11 protein-coding genes are annotated in these 13,601 nt (G+C 70.2%); 7 read left to right on the forward strand and 4 right to left on the reverse strand.

Going from position 1 to position 13,601, the window contains the following annotated elements; all coding sequences use genetic code 11:
* The first annotated feature begins 77 nt into the window (after positions 1-77).
* Positions 78-1,238 (forward strand): helix-turn-helix domain-containing protein, encoded by a 1,161-nt coding sequence (locus BM424_RS24795; RefSeq protein ID WP_245776110.1) that lies wholly within the window; start codon positions 78-80, stop codon positions 1,236-1,238.
* Between the two features lie 838 nt (positions 1,239-2,076).
* Positions 2,077-2,301, forward strand: coding sequence for a hypothetical protein (locus tag BM424_RS24800; RefSeq protein ID WP_093422676.1), 225 nt, complete (start codon positions 2,077-2,079; stop codon positions 2,299-2,301).
* Positions 2,302-2,352: 51 nt separating this feature from the next.
* Here BM424_RS24800 and BM424_RS24805 read toward each other — a convergent pair whose 3' ends face one another.
* Complete coding sequence (locus BM424_RS24805) at positions 2,353-4,176, reverse strand: glycoside hydrolase family 3 protein (RefSeq protein WP_093422679.1); 1,824 nt, start codon at positions 4,174-4,176, stop codon at positions 2,353-2,355.
* Positions 4,177-4,492: 316 nt separating this feature from the next.
* Here BM424_RS24805 and BM424_RS24810 point away from each other — a divergent pair, with 316 nt between their 5' ends.
* Positions 4,493-5,932, forward strand: a complete 1,440-nt coding sequence (locus BM424_RS24810) for a glycoside hydrolase family 30 protein (RefSeq protein WP_093422681.1) — start codon at positions 4,493-4,495, stop codon at positions 5,930-5,932.
* Positions 5,933-5,985: 53 nt separating this feature from the next.
* Here BM424_RS24810 and BM424_RS24815 read toward each other — a convergent pair whose 3' ends face one another.
* Complete coding sequence (locus tag BM424_RS24815; RefSeq protein ID WP_093422684.1) at positions 5,986-7,182, reverse strand: cytochrome P450; 1,197 nt, start codon at positions 7,180-7,182, stop codon at positions 5,986-5,988.
* A 214-nt stretch (positions 7,183-7,396) separates the two neighbouring features.
* Between BM424_RS24815 and BM424_RS24820 the strand changes: the two genes are divergently transcribed.
* Complete coding sequence (locus BM424_RS24820) at positions 7,397-8,848, forward strand: serine/threonine-protein kinase (protein WP_093422810.1); 1,452 nt, start codon at positions 7,397-7,399, stop codon at positions 8,846-8,848.
* Position 8,849: 1 nt separating this feature from the next.
* Here the strand turns inward: BM424_RS24820 and BM424_RS24825 are convergent, their stop codons facing one another.
* Together BM424_RS24825 and BM424_RS24830 are read right to left on the reverse strand one after the other, a co-directional pair.
* Positions 8,850-9,503 carry a response regulator gene (locus tag BM424_RS24825; RefSeq protein ID WP_093422686.1) on the reverse strand — a complete coding sequence of 218 codons (654 nt, stop codon included), beginning with the start codon at positions 9,501-9,503 and terminating at the stop codon, positions 8,850-8,852.
* The gene (locus BM424_RS24830; protein WP_093422812.1) at positions 9,500-10,603 is read right to left on the reverse strand and encodes a sensor histidine kinase; all 1,104 of its coding nucleotides are present in this window, start codon (positions 10,601-10,603) and stop codon (positions 9,500-9,502) included. Before BM424_RS24830 ends, BM424_RS24825 begins: the two co-directional genes overlap by 4 nt.
* A gap of 222 nt (positions 10,604-10,825) precedes the next feature.
* On the opposite strand from BM424_RS24830, the gene BM424_RS24835 reads away from it, so the two are divergent.
* From BM424_RS24835 to BM424_RS24845, 3 genes are read left to right on the forward strand one after another with little or no spacing between them, the layout of a single operon-like run.
* On the forward strand, positions 10,826-11,830 hold the full coding sequence (locus BM424_RS24835) for a substrate-binding domain-containing protein (RefSeq protein ID WP_093422689.1): 1,005 nt from the start codon (positions 10,826-10,828) through the stop codon (positions 11,828-11,830).
* Positions 11,827-12,804: an ABC transporter permease gene (locus BM424_RS24840; RefSeq protein ID WP_093422691.1), complete on the forward strand. Its 978-nt coding sequence runs from the start codon at positions 11,827-11,829 to the stop codon at positions 12,802-12,804. The genes BM424_RS24835 and BM424_RS24840 overlap by 4 nt, the downstream gene beginning before the upstream one ends.
* Entirely contained in the window at positions 12,801-13,559 is a 759-nt protein-coding gene (locus tag BM424_RS24845) for an ATP-binding cassette domain-containing protein (RefSeq protein ID WP_093422694.1), read from the forward strand. The genes BM424_RS24840 and BM424_RS24845 overlap by 4 nt, the downstream gene beginning before the upstream one ends.
* The last annotated feature ends 42 nt before the right edge of the window (positions 13,560-13,601 follow it).

The raw sequence follows: 13,601 nt of genomic DNA on the forward strand, positions 1-13,601 counted from the left end.
GCCTGGTCGGGGGTCGTCAGCTGATCGTGTGATGGCTAGGCTGGGTGGTTCTTGGCGGTGGGATGAGGTGGTTCCTCGTGTCTGACAAGGCTCTTGGTGAGCGGGTTCGCGAGTTGCGGGGGTGGTTGTTCACGCAGCGACAGCTCGCCGAGCGGGCTGGGGTTTCCGTGGATCTGGTGCGGAAACTTGAGCAGGGAACCCGGAATTCGGCCAGTGTCGCGAGTCTTCATCGGCTGGCTCGTGCGCTCGACGTGTCGTTGGCGGAGCTCGTCGGGCCGGGTTCGCTTCCCGAGCAGGGGAGTGGTGAGGGGGTTACCGCGCTTCGGTTCGCGGTGTCCGGAATCGATGATCTGCTCGACCCCTCCGAGATCGAGCCCGTGGAGCCTCGGGAGGTCGAGCGGACGCTCACGTACCTGTGGGGTGTCTACTGGGCCGGGCGCTACGACCAGCTGGTTTCTCTCATCCCGTCTGCGCTGGCCTCACTGCGGGCGGAGACCGGGAATCCCGCTGCCGTCGCCCACGGTTATTGGGTCGCCGGGTGCGTGCTGACTCAGCTGCGGCAGCCGGACGCGGCGTTCATCGCGATTCGGCACGCCGTCGATGCCGCTGATCAGAGCGGGGATCCGTTGCTCGCGGCGACTCTGCGAGGTTCGTTGTCGTGGCAGTTGATGGTGGCGGGCCGATTCGTCGAGTCCGAGGCGCTGGCGGTTCGGGCTGCCGAAGTGATCGAGCCGCGTGGAGAGGTGAGCCCGCCGGGCTTGTCGGTGTACGGCTCGTTGGTGCTCACCGCAGCGACCGCGGCCGCACGTGCGCGGAAGAACGGGCGTGCGCGGAATCTGCTCGCCGAGAGCTCCCAGGTCGCGCACCGGATCGGCGAGGATCGGCAGGACTACCAGACCGCGTTCGGCCCGTCGCAAGTTGCGATGCAGAGCGTCGATGTCGGCGTGCAGACCGAGGAATTCGGCGACGCTCTCACCGCCGCCCGCGTCATGCCCAACGCGGGAGCAGCCCTGCCTCTGGCATCCAGGGCTCGGCATCTCACCGACCGGGCACTGGCGCACGCCCGGCTGGGACAGCACGACAAAGCCGCCAACCTCGTCCTCGCCGCCGAGCAGATGGCGCCGGACTGGGCCAAGCACCAGACGCTCGTCAAGTCCGTCACCCGCGACCTGCTCGGCACCCGTGAATCCCGGACACCTCGACTCCGCAGCATGGCCGGACGCATTGGCGTCCGGTAGTCGAACACCAGGTCGCTCCGTGCGAGCGGCTCAGCGGTGACCGTTCCAGGCGTGGCCGCTCGCATGATGTTTTCGCAGGTCATGGCGCTGGTGGTCGGGTGTAAGATCGTTAAGGTCGGTTGTGCGCGATCTCCAGCGGGGGTCGCTCGCGTTGATCTTTGAAAACCCAGGTCAGACCCGGTGGATTTGGACAGCCCTGTCACCGGCCTCCATGGCCGGTCCCCATTGCCACCGGGTAGGTTGTTTTTGTGTCGCCAGAGGTCTTCGACGGCTGTCACCGGCCTCCATGGCCGGTCCCCATTGCCACAACTCCTTTTTCGGGTTCATATCCATTTCGGTCCGGCTGTCACCGGCCTCCATGGCCGGTCCCCATTGCCACGTCGGAACGGGATAGGACTGTTCTCACCAGGGAAAAGCTGTCACCGGCCTCCACGGCCGGGTCCCCATTGCCCCCGGCGTCACCGGGCGTGTGACCCAGCCGAGCTCGTCGTGCCGCTGTCACCGGCCTCCACTGCCGGTCCTTGTTACTGCCTGTCCGCAGGCGTCCGGCCGTGTGGTGGTGTGGGATTCGGGCTGCGCATGCGGTAGCTCGGGTGGGTAGTGGGACGTTGTGTCATACCCCGGTCCGGGTCGGCTCGGACATTGTGGTGGGTATGAGTGATGTGTTGCTGGGGGTTGTTGTTCGGCGGTGGTTGCCGTCGACTTCGTTGCGGGACTTGGAGATTCATCTCGCCATCGAGAGCGAGTCAGTCGGGGCGTGCGGGCAGCCGGTGATGTGGGCTGTGCCTGGCCATCCCGTGACGCGGCGGCCGCGGTGCGGGGATTGCGAGCGTGCTCGGTGAGTCGGCGTGAGGTCGCGCTGGCGGTTGTGCTGCGGCGGATGCAGTGGATGCTCGACGAGGCGGCCTTCGACCTCGGGGGAGGGCGGTTCACCTGCGCGGATTGCCGGGAGTTGAGCGAGTCGCTCCGCGAGGTGGCCGTAGTCCTCGACGACTACGTCAACACCTGGAACCAACCGGCTCGCGTTGAATGTCGAACGTCGTCCCAAACGGCAGAAGCATGAGAAATCCCCTGGCCACCACGTGGTGACCAGGGGATTTCCAGACTCGTCAGGTCAGTACGTCAGGCCGAAGCCGTAGGGGAACAGGGGTTTTTGGCCGTCTCCGTCGTTGATGGGTTGTTGGTCTGCGGAGGTCATCCACGTCATGGGCAGGGTGGCCGTCGGGTTGTGGTCGCCGAAGAGGACGTCGGCGACGCCGGCGCCTTCGGTGCCGGGGAGCCAGGAGGCGAGGAGGGCGTCCCAGCGGGGGAGGTGTTCGGCGATGTCCAGGGGGCGGCCGGAGACCGTGACCGCGATGACCGGGACTCCGCTGTCCTCCAGCTTCTTCAGCGTCGCCAGGTCTTCCTGGTCGAGGCCCATACCGGACGGGCGGTCGCCCTGGCCTTCGGCGTACGGGGTTTCGCCGACGACCGCGATCGCGGCGCGGTACGACGAGTCGATTCCTTGGCCGTAGCGGTCGTAGGTGACCTCCGTGCCCTTCGCGGCGTCCCGAATGCCTTGCAGGATCGTGGTTCCCGGGGTGATCGGGCCGCTCTCGCCCTGCCAGCTGATGGTCCAGCCGCCCGACTGGTTGCCGATGTCGTCGGCGTTCTTGCCCGCCACGAACAGCTTCCCGCCGTCCTTGGCCAGCGGCAGCACGCCGCCCTCGTTCTTCAGCAGGACCTGGGACTTGCGGACCGCGTCGCGGGCCAGCGCGCGGTGCTCGGGACTGCCGACCGTGCCGGTGAACTGGCGGTCCGTGTAGGGGTTCTCGAACAGGCCGAGCTCGAACTTCTTGGTGAGGATGCGGCGATTCGCGTCGTCGATGCGCGACATCGGGACGTGGCCGTTCTCCACCTCGCCGCGCAGCAGCTCGGTGAACTTCCGCCAGTCGTTCGGCACCATGATCATGTCGAGGCCGGAGTTGATCGCCGTGGCGACCTCCTCGGCGGTGAAGCCCAGCTGGCCGTCGATCTGGTCGATTGCGTCGTAGTCGGAGATCACGAAGCCCTGGAAACCCAGCTCGCCCTTGAGCACGTCGTTGATCAGGTACGAGTGGGCGTGCAGCTTCAGGCCGTTCCAGCTGCTGTAGGAGATCATCACCGAGCCGACGCCCCGGTTGATCGCCTCCTGGAACGGGGGCAGGTGGATGCGGCGCAGCTCCTGCTCGTCGATCTCGGTGTTGCCCTGGTCGTCACCGCCGGTCGTGCCGCCGTCGCCGACGTAGTGCTTGGCCGTGGCCAGCACCGAACCCGGGGCGTTGAGCGCCTCGCCCTGCAGGCCGTCGATAGCCGTCGCGTTGGCCGTGGGCCGCTCCGGGGTTTCGCCGAACGACTCGTAGGTGCGGCCCCAGCGGTCGTTGCGGGCCACGCACAGGCACGGGGCGAAGTCCCAGTCGATGCCGGTGCCGGAGATCTCCTCGGCGGTCGCGCGCCCGATGTCCTCGGTCAGCTGCGGATCGTTGGCCGCGCCCAAACCGATGTTGTGCGGGAAGATCGTCGCGCCGTGCACGTTGTTGTGCCCGTGCACCGCGTCCACCCCGTAGATCAGCGGGATGCCCAGCGGCGTCGCGGTCGCCGCGCGCTGGTACTCGTCGTACATGTCCGCCCAGGCCTCGGCCGTGTTCGGCTCCGGCGCCGAACCACCGCCGCTGAGGATCGACCCCAGCGACGCCGACGCCGCGGTCTGCGGATCGGCCGCCGCCCGCTCGGCCTGGGTCATCTGACCGATCTTGTCCTGCAACGACATCCGCGACAGCAGGTCCTCGACCCGATCCGGGATCGGCGCCGACGCGTCGCGGTAGGTCGGGGCAGCGGCGGCCACCGTCGGGGTGATCAGCGCCGTGCACGCGAGAGCGGCACCGATCGCCGCCACGCGCATTCGTCTGCTGAAGGCCATGAACGCATCTCCTCCGCGTTGAGAAAACACCGTCGTGAAAAGCATTCGCCGAGACGGGAATCCGAAATGTTTCGGACCCTCCGCGCGACGAATGCCCCGGACCGATCCAGTCGCCGTGAAGTCGGGTTTGTCGCGATCGCCGAACATAGCACCGCGGCACCGGAACGGGAATTCCTGGCGAGAGTTCGACACCATGCGGCGAAAAGGCGCATTCGCGTTCACCGAAATGCACGATCAGGCGGGTCATGCCGCGTGCGGCGGAGCCGGAATCCGCGAACAATCCCGCGGTGACGAACACGGCCGAGAGGACACCGCGATGAGGCGAACCCGACCCTGGCGCACCCGCGCCGCACTGCTCACCGGCACCCTGCTGCTGGGAACCTCGGTGGGCGTCGCGCCCGGCGGTGCCGCCCCGGTCGTGCAGGTGTGGGAGACCACCGGAGACCGCGGCAAGCTTCTCGAACGCCAGGCGGACGAGGAGTTCGGCTCCGGCGGCAGCGCCGAGACCGTCATCGACGTCGACCCGGCCACCACCCACCAGACCATCGACGGGTTCGGGGCCGCCTTCACCGACTCCGCGGCCTCCCTCGTCGCCAACGATCTCGACCAGGGCGCGCGCGACGAGCTGATGAACAACCTCTTCGGCGCCAACGGGATCGGGCTCAGCATGGTCCGGCAGCCCCTGGGTGCCAGCGACTTCGCCACACCCGACTCCGGCGACTACACCTTCGACGACACCTGCTGCGACCTCGGCGACTTCTCCACCGCCCACGACGACGCCTACATCCTGCCGCTGCTGCGGCAGGCCAAGCAGATCAACCCCGGGCTGAAGGTGATGGGCACGCCGTGGAGCGCGCCGGCCTGGATGAAGACCAACGACAACATCGACGGCGGCGAGCTCAAGACCGACAGCCACGGGATCTTCGCCGACTACCTCGTCAAGACCGCCCAGGCCTACTCCGACGCGGGCGTGCCGCTGGACTACCTGAGCATCCAGAACGAGCCCTACCACCCCGAATCCGGCGACGGCTCGGCCGGATACCCGTCGATGCACATGAGCCCCGAGCAGCAGGCCGCCGTCATCGGCGACGAGATCGGGCCGAAACTCGCCGAATCCGGCCTCGGCACCCAACTGCTGGCGTGGGACCACAACTGGTCGCACCCCGACTACCCGGGCACCGTCGTCGACGACCCCGAAGCCGGCCCGCACGTGGCCGGGGCCGCGTTCCACTGCTACGAGGGCGACGTGACCGGGCAGAGCGAGTTCCAGCAGGCCCACCCCGACAAGGGCGTGTGGCTCACCGAGTGCTCCGGCGGCGACTGGTCACCCGACTTCGCGCAGAACCTCAAGTGGCAGACGCAGAACCTCATCATCGGCGGCACCCGCAACGGCGCCAAGGGCGTCACGCTGTGGAACATGGCGCTCGACCAGAACCACGGGCCCACCAACGGCGGCTGCTCGGACTGCCGCGGCGTGGTCACCGTCGACACCGGCAGCGGGCAGGTCACCTACAACGAGGAGTACTACGTCCTCGGCCACGTCGCGAAGTTCGTGAAACCCGGTGCGCAGCGGGTGGAATCGAGCAGCAACCCGGGTGGGATCGAGACCGTCGCCTTCCGCAACACCGACGGCTCGATCGCGCTGCTCGCGCTCAACGCCTCCGACTCCGAGCAGACCTTCCAGGTCCGTTCCGGCGGGCAGAGTTTCGAGCACTCGCTGCCCGCGGGAGCCGTGACGACCTTCGCGTGGTCCTGATGGGGTGGGGGAAGTTTTCATGAAAACTTCCCCACCCACGGAACGACGGGAGGTCAGTGGTCTACGGCGACGACCATGCCTCGGAGTTCGTAGCCGCCGATGGCGTCGTTGAACGACACCCTCGGCGGGGTCTGGAGGCGGACGCCGGGGAGGGCGAACAGGCGGGTCAGGAAGACGTCGGTCTCCTGGATCGCGATGTTGTTGCCCGGGCAGCGGTGCGCGCCGTCGCTGAACGACAGGCCCGGGGCCGTGGCCTCGGTGAGCTCGCGGTGCGGGCAGACCTCCAGCGGCTTGTCGCCGAACGCGGCGGTGTCGGCGTTGGTGCTGGTCACGTCGATGTCGATGACCTCGCCCTCCGGCACCACGTGAGTCGCGCCGTCCTCGCCGGGCAGCTCCACCGGGGCCGTGGTGCGGCGGCGGAGGTTCGACACCACCGGCTCCAGGCGCAGGAACTCGTGCAGGATCGCCAGCCGCTCCGCTTCCTCGGCGTTGACGTAGCGCTCGCGCAGCGCGTCGTCGTCGAACAGGTGCCAGGCCGCGAGGTTCACGAACTCACGCGTGGTCACCATGCCGGCGGCGGCGACCGTGATGCACTCGCCGAGGATCTCCGCCGACGAGCAGCCGTCGGCCAGCAGGTGCGAGATGAGGTCGTCCTGCGGCCGCTTGCGCCGGGCGCGCACCGCGGGCAGCACGTCGGCGAAGTAGATGCCGCCCCAGTTCACCGCCTGCCGCCACACCCAGTACAGGCCGTGCAGGCTGGTGAAACCCGGCTCGCCGAACTCCTCCGGGAAGAAGCGCTCCAGCCGCCCGGCCAGCCCCGGCTTGCTCTCGGTCAGCCCGATCACCGCGCACGCCACGCCGATCGCCAGCTCGAAGCTCAGCTCCGACAGCACCGCCGTGCCGTTGGCGGTGAGCTTGCCCAGCTGCTCGTCGGTGACCCGCTCCATGATCCCGCGGTAGGACTCGTCGACCTTGCGGGGAGTGAAGTACTTGGCCGTCTGCCTGCGGTGCTCCCGGTGCTCCGGCCCGTCCCGGTACAGCACGGGACGGCGGATCTTGGCAGGCATCTTCTCGACGGTCTCCACGCCGAGCCCGGCCTGGACCGTGTCGGTGCTGCGCAGGGCCGCGCGGGCGGCGGCGTGACCGCGAACCCGCCACACGCCGTCGGCGTCCCGGCTCACCGGGCATCCGCCGGTGTCCTGGCCGCGGTCGATCTTGCGCGCGTCGGTGCCGTCGTCGGTCGTCGACATGGTGGGGACCGGTCCTTTCCCAAAGCCGGTGAGGAACATGATCTTTCCTCACCTTTGGTAGCAGGACGGTGACCGCCCGCGCACCGGAGGTCTTCGCTTCGTAGCGGAAACTTCACCGACCGCGGCATCCGTTGAGCGGAACCGCCGGTGGGCGTGCACTGCGCGCTGAGTAACCCAATAGGATGACGGAAACGTCGGACGAGGAGCAGTGGTCGTGCAGTCGCAGTTCGGCCCGTACCGGGTGGAGGGCGTCATCGCCCGCGGGGGAATGGGCGAGATCCTGCGCGCCTACGACACCCGCCACGACCGCATCGTCGCGCTGAAGCTCCTGGCGCCGCACCTGGCGGCCGACCGGGAGTTCCGCGAGCGCTTCAAGCGCGAGGCCCACGCGGCCGGTCGCCTCAACGAACCGCACGTCATCCCGATCCACGGCTACGGCGAGATCGACGGCCGCCTCTACCTGGACATGCGGCTGGTCGAGGGCGAAGACCTCGGCGCCCGGCTCAACGCCCACGGGCCGATGCACCCCAACGACGTGGTGCACGTGATCGAGCAGGTCGCCGCGGCGCTGGACGCCGCGCACGCGGCCCGCGTCGTGCACCGCGACGTCAAGCCCTCCAACGTGCTGCTCGGCGCCGGTGGCTTCGCCTACCTCGTGGACTTCGGCATCGCCGCCTCCATCCAGGACGCCACCAGCCGCACCTCGGGCAGCGTCACCATGGGCACCCTGGCCTACATGGCGCCGGAGCGCTTCGGCGACGCGCCCTCCGACCACCGGGTCGACGTGTACTCGCTGGCCTGCGTGCTCTACCAGTGCCTCACCGGCGCCAAGCCCTACGGCGTGACCAGCACCGAAGCGCTCATCTACGCCCACCTCAACCGCGAGCCCCCGAAGCCGTCGGAGGCGATGCCGGGCGTGCCGCCGGAGTTCGACCGCGTCGTGGCCACCGGCATGGCCAAGAACGCCGCCGACCGCTACCGCACCGCCGGTGAGCTCGCCGCCGCCGCGCGCCGCGCCCTGCGCACCACCGCGCCGCTGGCGGCCGGGGGAGCGGGCGGTTTCGAGACCGAGCGGCGCCGTTCCCGCTGGCCGATCGCGCTGGTGGCCATCGGCGCGGTGGCCGCGATCGCCGGAGTCGCCGCCGCCGCGGTCACGTTGAGACCCGAGCCCACCGACGGCCAGGCCACCCCGCTGCCGCGCCCCGCGCCCACCACCACTGTCGCCCCGGTGACCAGCGCACCCCCGCCGACCACCTCCGCTGCGCCGCCCACGACCACCCCGGTGGCGACCCCGTCCTCGGTGCAGCCCGCACCGCCCCCGCCGGAGACCAGCGCGCCGACGACCTCGAAGGCGCCGTACTCGGCGAAGATCTGCAAGTCCATCAGCTACCAGGGCAAGTCCCGGGGCACCGGCTGCTTCGACGCCGACGGCGACTTCATCGCCGCCAAGGACACCAACAAGGACGGGTACTGGATCAAGACCCGCTCCGAGACCGACTACCACCACACCGCCGAGTGCCGCGACACCAGCAGCGAGGGCGACTACATCAAGTGCCAGCTGCAGCTCAAGTCCGACGGCTCGCTGCGGATCATGGTGGAGCTCTGGGACGGCCAGAAGAAGCTCGCCGACACCCCCTGGACCCGGTACACCCCGATCGGCAAGTGAGTCAGTCCGCCAGTCCCGACTGGTAGGCGAAGACCACCAGCTGCGCCCGGTCCCGCGCTCCCAGCTTGACCATCGCGCGGCTGACGTGGGTGCGCGCGGTGGCCGGGCTGACGACCAGGCGTTGCGCGATCTCCTCGTTGCTCAGCCCCTCGGCCACCAGCGCCAGCACCTCCCGCTCCCGGTCGGTGAGGGTGTGCAGCTGCGGGTGCGGTTCGCGGGAGCGCGGCGCGAGGGTCACGAACTCGCGCACCAGCTTGCGGGTGGCCGACGGCGCCAGCAGCGCCTCGCCCCCGGCGACCAGCCGGATCGCCCGCAGCAGCTCCACCGGGGTGGTGTCCTTGAGCAGGAACCCGCTGGCGCCCGCCCGCAGCGCGCTGAAGACGTACTCGTCGATCTCGAAGGTCGTCAGCACGATCACCCTGGTACCGGCCAGGTCCGGGTCCGCGGTGATCCGCCGGGTCGCCTCCAGACCGTCCACACCGGACATCCGGATGTCCATCAGCACCACGTCGGGCCGGGTTTCGCGCGCTCGCGCCACGGCTTCGAGCCCGTCGGCGGCCTCCCCGGCGCAGCGCAGGTCGTCCTCGGAGTCGAGCAGCGTGCGCAGACCGATGCGCACCAGGTCCTGGTCGTCGACGATGAGCACGCTGATCACGGGCGGTCTCCGATCGGCAGGCGGGCGCGCACCCGGAACCGTCCGCCGGACGCCCCCGCGTCGAACTCGCCGCCAAGCGCCTCCACGCGGCGGCGCATCCCCGGGATGCCGAGACCGTCGCCGCCGGGGCCGGCGGGGGAGGGGTTGGTGACCTCGATGCGGACCTCCTCGGGGGCGTAGTCGACGGTGACCTCCGCGCGCTGCTCGGGACCGTGCCGCAGCACGTTGGTCAGCGACTCCTGCAGCACCCGGTAGCCGGTGAGGTCGACGGCCCTGGGCAGCTCGGGACGCTCGCCGCGCACCCGCAGCGCCACGTCCACACCGGCCTCCCGGGTGCGGTGGACGAGGTCGTGCACCCGCTCCAGGCCCGGTTCGGGTCCGCGCCCGGTACCGGTGCGGACCATCGCGAGCGTGGAGCGCAGCTCGTCGAGGGCGTCGCTGCTGGTGCGGCTGATCGCGTCGAGCGCGATCTCGGCCTGCTCCGGCTTCTTCGGCAGCACGTGCAGCGCCACGTCGGCCTGCATCTTGATCGCCGCGAGCCCGTGCCCGACGACGTCGTGCACCTCCTGGGCGATGCGCAACCGCTCGTCGTCGACGCGCTGCCGCAGCGCCTCGGCCCGGTGCCGCGCCACCGCCTCGGTCTGGGTGCGCACCACCAGCCCCGCGGCGAACGGGACCACCACCCACGCGGCCGCCGGGAGCAGTCCCGGCCAGCCGGGTCCGGTGATCAGCGTCTGCGCCCACACGAGCACGACGACGGCGCCTGCGGCGATCCCGGCGGTGCGCGGCGGCCGGTGCCGCGCCGCCGTGTACACCGCCACCAGCAGCGCGAACAGGATCGGCCCGTACCGGAAGCCGCTGACCAGGTAGCCGGTGACGGCCGCGGCCACGACCCCGAGCACCACCAGCGGCACCCGCCGCCGCCACGCCAGCGCCACCCCGGCGACCAGCACGAAGGCGACGGCCAGGCCGTCGACGCCGTGCATCCCGCGCATCCCGTGGCCGGACCAGCGGTTCGCGGCGACCGTGCCGATCACGCCGACCGCGGTCACCAGCACGGCCAGCCCCACATCGCCGACCCGAGGACGCACCGAACCCATGCCCACCAGTCTCGCCCACGAACCGCGCGCCGACGTCCCCTCGTCACCGACATCGCGGCTACGCACCCCGACGTAGACATCAACAACCTTGGTGGGTTCAGTGTCGAGTGAAATCAATCCGGCGTCACCGAACGGCGGGGCCACCGATCGGCGGAGTCGCCGGGACGTTCGGATCGGCATGATCGCCTCGCGTCTTCGGAGCGGCCTCAACGGGGAGGACTCATGTTCGGGAGAGTTGTCAGCGTCGTCGTCGGACTGGTGCTGGTGGTCTCGGGGTGTTCGGCCGAGCGCGAGTGGGGCGGCAACGCCTCGCCCGGCGGCGGCCCCGCCAAGATCGGCCTGATCACCAAGACCGACACCAACCCGTACTTCGTGGGCCTGCGAGCCGACGCCGAAGCGGCCGCCGCCGACCGCGGCGCCCAGCTCATCGCGCTGGCAGGGCAGTTCGACGGGGACAACGACGGCCAGGTCCGCGCCATCGAGAACCTCATCCAGCAGGGCGTGAGCACGATCCTCATCACGCCGAACTCCTCGACCGGCGTCATCGACGCCCTCGCCCGCGCCCGGCAGGCCGGCGTCCTGGTGATCGCCCTCGACACCGCCACCGAACCCGCCGAGGCCGCCGACGCCACCATCGCCACCGACAACCGCGAAGCCGGACGCCTGCAGGGCGCCTACGCCAAGGCCGCCCTCGGCGACCGCCCGCCGAAGGTCCTCATGATCGACGGCACCGCCGGATCATCGGTGAGCAGCATGCGCCACGAGGGGTTCCTCGCGGGCATGGGCCTGGCCGAGGGAGCCCCGGAGGTGCGCGGCACGACCAACGCCAACGGCGACCAGAACCTCGCCCAGCAGGGCGCCGAGAACCTGCTCGCCCGCAGCAGCGACATCAACGCCGTCTACACCATGAACGAGCCGACCGCCCGCGGCGTGCACGCGGCGCTGCAATCGCGCGGACTGGCCGAGCAGGTCGTGATGGCCTCGATCGACGGCGGCTGCGAAGGCGTCGCCGCGGTCAAGTCCGGTCAGCTGCGCGCCACCGTCATGCAGTTCCCCGACAAGATGGCGCAGCAGGGCGTCGACGCCGCCGTCGAGCACGCGCGCACCGGCGCCAAACCCGCCGGGTTCCACGACACCGGCTCGGTGGTGATCACCGACCAGCCGATGCCCGGCATCCCCAGCCAGACCGTCGCCTGGGGCGAGCAGCACTGCTGGGGTGAGCGGTGACCGCTGCCGTCGAGGAGCGCTTCAGCGCACGCGAGTTCCTGCTGCGCGCACCGGCCGTCGGCCCCGCGCTGGCGCTGCTGCTGGCCATCGCGGTGTTCTCGCTGACCACCGACACGTTCCTCGACCCCGACAACCTGTCGCTGGTGGTCCAGCAGTCGCTGGTGATCGGCACCCTCGCGCTGGGGCAGACGCTGATCATCCTCACCGGCGGCATCGACCTGGCCAACGCCTCCGCCGCCGTGGTGGCCACGCTGGTGATGGCGCTGCTCGTGCTCGCCGGGACCCCGGGCTGGCTCGCGCTGGTCGCGGGCGTGGTCACCACCGCGCTGATCGGGCTGGTGATCGGCGGGCTGGTCACCCAGATCCGGCTGCCCCCGTTCATCGTCACGCTCGGCATGCTCACGATGCTCACCGCCATCGCCAAGCTGCTCGCCGGCGGCGAGGCGGTGCCCACCGGCGACGACCTGCTGACCTGGCTGGGCACCCGCCGCTACCTGTTCGGCGGCATCGAGATCACCTACGGCATGACGCTGTGCCTGTTGATGTACCTGGTGGTCTGGTACGCGCTGACCCGCACCGCCTGGGGCAGGCACGTCTACGCCGTCGGCAACGCCCCGGAGGCCGCGCGGCTGTCGGGCATCAAGGTCAACCGCACGCTGCTGTCGGTCTACCTCACCGCCGGGGTGATCTTCGGGATCACCGCCTGGCAGGCGCTCGGCCGGGTCCCCAACGCCGACCCGAACGCTTACCAGCTGGGCAACCTCGACTCGATCACCGCGGTCGTGCTCGGCGGAACGAGCCTGTTCGGCGGGCGCGGGTCGGTGCTGGGGACGCTGATGGGCGCGCTGATCGTGGCGGTGCTGCGCTCCGGGCTCACCCAGCTCGGCGTCGACGCGCTCTACCAGGACGTGGCCACCGGCGCGCTGGTGATCGCCGCGGTGGTCTTCGACCGGCTGGCCAGGAGGCAACGATGAGCACACCGACCCTGTCGGCCGCGGGCCTGCGCAAGCACTACGGGCGGGTCACCGCCATCGACGACGCCGACTTCGAGGTCCTGCCCGGCGAGGTGCTGGCCGTGGTCGGTGACAACGGCGCGGGCAAGACCAGCCTGATCAAGGCGCTGTCCGGGGCGCTGATCCCCGATGCCGGGGAGATCCGGGTGGACGGCGAACCGGTCCGCTTCCGCGGCCCGCTGGACGCGCGGCGCTGCGGGATCGAGACGGTCTACCAGGACCTGGCGCTGGCTCCGGCGCAGGACATCGCGACCAACATGTTCCTGGGCCGCGAACCGCGCAGGCCCGGTGTGCTGGGCGGGGTGCTGCGCGCGGTCGACCGGGCGCGGATGCGGGAGCAGGCGCAGCAGGTGCTCGACGAGCTGGGCATCAAGATCAAGTCGATCACCCAGCCGGTGGAGACGCTCTCCGGCGGTCAGCGCCAGGGCGTCGCGGTGGCCCGCGCGGCGGCGTTCGGCAGCAAGGCCGTGATCATGGACGAACCGACGGCGGCGCTGGGCGTGGCCGAGGCGAGCAAGGTCCTCGAACTCATCGACCGGATCCGGGAGCGAGGTCTTCCGGTCGTGCTGATCAGCCACAACATGCCGCAGGTCTTCGACATCGCCGACCGGATCCACGTGCACCGGCTCGGCAGGCGCGTCGGGCTGGTGTCACCGCGCACCCACGACATGAACGAGGTCGTCGGGCTGATCACCGGAGCGAAGGAGGCAGCCTAGGACGGCGGGCGAGGACGCGGGCGCGCGGCCTCGACGGTTCGA

The organism is Saccharopolyspora flava (assembly GCF_900116135.1).
In the GTDB taxonomy this organism is placed as follows: domain Bacteria; phylum Actinomycetota; class Actinomycetes; order Mycobacteriales; family Pseudonocardiaceae; genus Saccharopolyspora; species Saccharopolyspora flava.